The sequence below is a fragment of the Archangium sp. genome (assembly GCF_036389735.1).
In the GTDB taxonomy this organism is placed as follows: domain Bacteria; phylum Myxococcota; class Myxococcia; order Myxococcales; family Myxococcaceae; genus Archangium.
On sequence record NZ_DASVWK010000832.1, the window covers coordinates 1 to 4,970 of the forward strand.

1 protein-coding gene is annotated in these 4,970 nt (G+C 75.0%); it reads left to right on the forward strand.

Going from position 1 to position 4,970, the window contains the following annotated elements; translation table 11 throughout:
* Positions 1-112: 112 nt before the first annotated feature.
* Positions 113-4,970, forward strand: a 4,858-nt coding sequence (locus VF794_RS29720; RefSeq protein ID WP_331116231.1) for a HEAT repeat domain-containing protein, incomplete at its 3' end; no start/stop codon positions are given.

Genomic DNA, 4,970 nt, shown 5'->3' on the forward strand with positions numbered 1-4,970 from the left:
TGGAAACCTGGAGGACGAAAGAAGGCGATGGCCGCATGACCGGCGGTGTCCACTCGCTTCAATCGCCGCTGTGCACCTGTGCTAAACCCCTCCGTCCGGAGGATTCAGACGGATGGCTTCCCTCTCCATCGGCCACTACGAGAAGGTCCGCGCGCTCGCCGCCAATGCGCGCCTGCTGCTCGTGGGGGGCGCTCGCGCCTCCGCCACCAGCCGCCTCACCGCCTACGAGCCCTCCACCAACAAGGTGGCCTGGACCGTGGACCTGCCCGCCGCCGTCCTGGGGCTCGTCCTCGCCGGTGAGAGCTGGGTCGCCGCCTGCGCGGATGGGGCCCTGCGCATCGGCGCCCTCGGAGATGGGGCCGTGCAGCGCGAGGTGAAGGAGGCCCACCAGGGCGCCTGCACCGCCGTCGCCCTCCACCCCGATGGCACCCGCGCCTTCACCGTCGGCACGGATGGGTTCCTCCGCGCCTGGGAGCTCGGCAAGGGCAAGCGCGTCCATGAGTGGTTGGCCTCGCCCCAGCCCCTGCGCGCCGTCGCCGTGGACCCCTCGGGCACCTACGCCGCCTGTGCCGGCGATGACGCGGTGGTGCGCTCCTTCACCCTCGCCAACGGGGCCCGCCGCGACATGCCCGGCCACGAGGGCGCGGTGCGGGCGCTCGTCTTCACCCCTCGCGACGGCCGGCTCGTGTCCGCCGGGGACGATGGCAAGCTGCGCATCTGGTACCTCGTGGGCGCCATCGAGTCCGAGGTGCGCGGTGACAAGGACTCCGGCCATGCCGGTGCCGTGCTCGCCCTCCTCTTTCCTCCCACGCCCACCCCCGAGCGCGGCGAGGAGGCCGCCGACCGCATCTTCTCCGCCGGCGGCGATGGCAAGGTGAAGGCGTGGCGCCTCGACGAGCGCCGCAAGCCGCGCACGCTCGACTACGGCAGCAAGCCCGTACACGCCCTCGTCTTCATGCCGCCCATGAGTGCGCGGCAGGCCAAGGTGCAGCTCGGCTTCGTCTACGCCGGCGGCGAGGACCGCACGGTGCGCCGCTGTGAGTTGGACACCGAGGGCAAGCCCACCGCCGACGCCCTCTCGTACGCCCACGGTTTCGATTTGCTGGAGGAGGCCCGTCGGGGCAACCGTCCCAAGCGCGAGGCCGCCGTGCGCGAGGCCGCCGCCCTGGAGGAGCCCGAGGCGCTCGACTTCGTCCTCTCCGTGCTCTCCGCGGACCGCGAGCACGAGGTGCGCAAGCTGGCCGCCGAGGAGCTCGGCAAGCAGGGCCGCACTGGCGCCCGCGCGAAGCTGCGCGAGCGGCTGGATGACGACAACACGCTCGTCCGCGTCGCCGCGCTGTGGGCCCTCACCGCCCTGGAGAAGGAGTCCCCGCTCGCCGCCCCGCGTGCCGCGCTGGACTCGCGCTACCCGGACACGCGCATGGCCGGCCTGCGCGCCCTCGCCTCGCTCGGGGGGACCTCGCCACTCGTACCGGGCCTCATCGCCGGCAAGCTGACGGACGCGGACGCCACCGTGGGCAGCACCGCGCTCGACGCGCTGGTGCAGGTGTCCCCCCAGGGAAGCACCGAGCCCCTCAAGACGGCCTTCGAGCGCGGCACGCCCCACCTGCGCGTGGAGGTGCTCATCCGCGCCGCCGGAGCCGGCTGGCTGGGCTCGCCGCGGTTGCAGCCCCTCGTGGGCCGCGCCCTCGATGACGCGGACGCCGACGTGCGCCGCGTGGCCTTCACCGTGCGCGTGCTGGAGCGCCGCCCCCTCGCTCACGTGCTGGAGGAGAAGGACGCCGACTTCGCCCGCTCCGCCCTGGACGTCGCCCGGCGCCTCACCCGCCGCGCCCGCCCCACCGATGACGAGGCCCGGGCCGCTCGCGATGCCCTGCCCGCCACCGGCAAGGCCGGCGAGGCCCTCACCGAGGCCAGCCTGGAGCCGCTGCTCGCCGCCATGGCCTGCCGCACCCCCGATACCGCCGTGCGCGGCGCCCGGGGTCTCGCGCAGCTCGGGGATGCCCGGGCGCTCGGGGCCCTGCTCCAGCTCTCCCGCGAGCCCGATGCCGCCATCCGCCGGCAGGCCACCGACTCCCTCCGCGCCCTCCAGGATCCTCGCGCCCGCGAGCGCCTCGTGTGGATGCTGGATGATGAGAACGCCGACGTGCGCGCCACCGCCCTCGACGCGGTGGTGACGCTCGATGCCGGCGAGGCACCGCTCTCCAGCGCCGAGGCCGCCCTGCGCTCCTCTTATGAGGACGTGCGCGTCCGGGGCCTCGACCGGCTGGTGAAGCTCTCGGGCAAGCGCTCCGAGCAGGCCGTGCACCTGCTCGGCGATGCCCTGGAGGACGAGTCCGCCAAGGTGCGCGACGAGGCCTTCCGTACCCTCTGGGCCTGGAACGAGAAGAGCCCCCAGGAGGCCATCGACCGCGCCCTCTCCGGCCGCTTCCCGGACCTGCGCCGCCGCGCCGTGGACGAGCTCGCCGCCCGCCTCGAGGAGGACTGGGCGCTGGCGCGGCTGACGAAGACCGTGGGCGACCGCGATGCCTCCGTGGCCCGGGCCGCCTACGAGGCCTGGGTGAAGCACGTCGGCGAGGAGAAGGCGGAGCCGCACCTCGCGGCCCTGGACACCGCCCACGCCTCGCTGCGCGCCCTCGCCGCCAAGGGCTCCACCACCGCCCCCGCCGAGGCCGTGCGCTCGCCCCTCCTCAAGCTGCTGCTGGCCGAGGAGCCGCAGGTGTACCTCGCCGCCATCGAGGCGCTCGACAAGCTCATCCCCAACGAGAACGGGCCCCTGCTCGCGGGTCTCGGCTCCGGAGAGCTGCCCCTCAAGGTGCGCGCGGCCGAGCTGCTCGCCGCCCGCGGCGCCGAGGACATCATCGAGCCGATGCGCAACCTCCTCACCGACAAGGAGCTTCAGCGCCTCTACCCGCCGGCCTTCCTCGCCCCGCTGCGCCAACGCGCCGCGAGCGCCCTGGCCACGCTCGGCTCGCGCCGCCTGCTGTCCTTCTACACCTCCCTCCTCAAGGACGAGGCCAGCGCGGTGCGCGAGCAGGCCGCCCGGGGCCTCGCCACCGCCAGCCGCCGGGGCGACGAGGGCTCCCTGCTGGATGCGCTCGGCCACACCGACGTGGCGGTGCGCTCCTGGGCCGCCGATGGCCTCTCGCGCCTGGGCGACATCCGCGCCCTGCCCGTCCTCACCGGCAACCTGCGCCACGAGCACGAGCCCATCCGCCTCGGCGCCATCCTCTCCTTCGCGGCGCTCGGCCCGGACGGGGACAGCGGCCTGCTGCACGGCCTGGAGGACCGCGCCCGCGAGGTGCAGGAGATCGTCTTCGCCATCATCCTCGCCCGCGACCTGCGCGCCTCGCGCCGGGGCGAGCCGCCCGACCTGCTCACCAGCGCCCTCTCCAGCGCCCGGCCCGAGGTGCGCTACGCCGCCGCCCGCGCCCTGGAGCTGCGCACCGAGACCGACGCCTCCCACGCCCACCTGGTGGAGGCGCTCCAGCCGCCCCGTCCCGAGAAGGCCGGTGACATGAAGGACTGGCCCGCCGAGGACGAGCGCGCCCGCCGCATGGTGGGGCTCGCCGAGGCCCTCGCCAGCGACGTGCCCGAGCAGCGCTACGCCGCCGCCCAGGTGCTGCTGCTGCGCCACAAGCCGCTCGACTACTTCCGCGAGGCCTCGAAGGTGGCCCGTCCGCGCTCGCTCGAGGCGCCCTGGAAGCCCGAGACGACCCCTCAGAAGGTGACCGTGCCGGAGAAGCCCGCGCGCAACTGGCTGCGCCGCCTCTTCTCCTCCGGCACCGGCAAGGCCGCCTCCACCGAGCCCTCGCCCGAGGCGCTCCTCTCCGCCGAGAAGCAGCACCTGCGCCGGCTCGCCTTCGGCGCCTACGTGGGCCTGCTGCGGCAGGTGTCCGCCGGGGACGACGAGGGCCACCGCGTGCGCCGCGATGCCGTGGACCGCGTGGTGAAGCTCACCCAGGAGGGCCATGCCGGCACCCCCGCGGCCGTGGCCGCCCTCCTGCGGGCCCTGGAGGATCCGCACCAACTCGTGCGCAAGGCGGCCCTCGCCGGCCTCAAGGAGCTGTACCCCGCCGGCTCCGACGAGCCGCTGGCCCTCGCCCTCGCCTCGCTCTCCGCCGACGTGGCCCGCGCCGCGCTGGAGGAGCTCGCCGCCCGGGGTGAGGCCGCCAAGGGCCGCATCTCCGCCGCCCTCGACTCCCCCCTGGCCGACGTGCGCAAGTACGCCTTCGAGCTGCTCGAGCGGCTCAGCCCGCCGGGCAGCCTGGAGCCCCTGCTGGCCGCGCTCGGCAGTGAGCACGCGGACCTGCGCGTGGGGGTGATTGAGCGGCTGGCCGGGGCCAATGACTCGCGCGTCACCGAGGCCCTCGGCCGCGCAATGGGCAGCGAGCACGAGGACCTGCGCCTGCGCGCCGCCGAGCTGCTCGCCATGCGCCAGGACGACCGCGCCGTGGAGGTGCTCTCCACCTTCCTGCGCTCGGAGAACGCAGCCGCCGTGAAGCGCGCCCAGGAAGCCCTGGCCCGGCTCGGCTCCGTCGCCGCCGTGGGGGCGCTCGCCGCCCGGCTGCGCACCGCCACGGACATGGGCGAGCGCCTGGCCCTGGTGAAGGCCCTCGGCCGTACCCGGAGGCCCGAGGCCCTGGATGCCCTGGCGCGGCAGCTCGACGATGAGACGGCCACCGTGCGCCACGCCTGCGTGGGCGCCGCCATGGAGGTGGCCACCGCCCCCGAGAAGGACGAGAAGGGGGAGCGCGAGCGCGACGCGGCCCTGGCCCTGCGCTTCCTCCGCGCCGCCGTGCGCAGCGCGGACCCGGTGGTGCGCAAGTCCGCCGCCACCGAGCTGGAGCCCGGTGACGACGTGGGCCAGGACGAGCTGCTCGCCGGCCTTTTCGCGGACCGGGACGTGACGGTGCGCATGGAGTCGGTGGCTCGCTACGCCTCGCGCGTCATCCAAAAGGGCGCGAAGG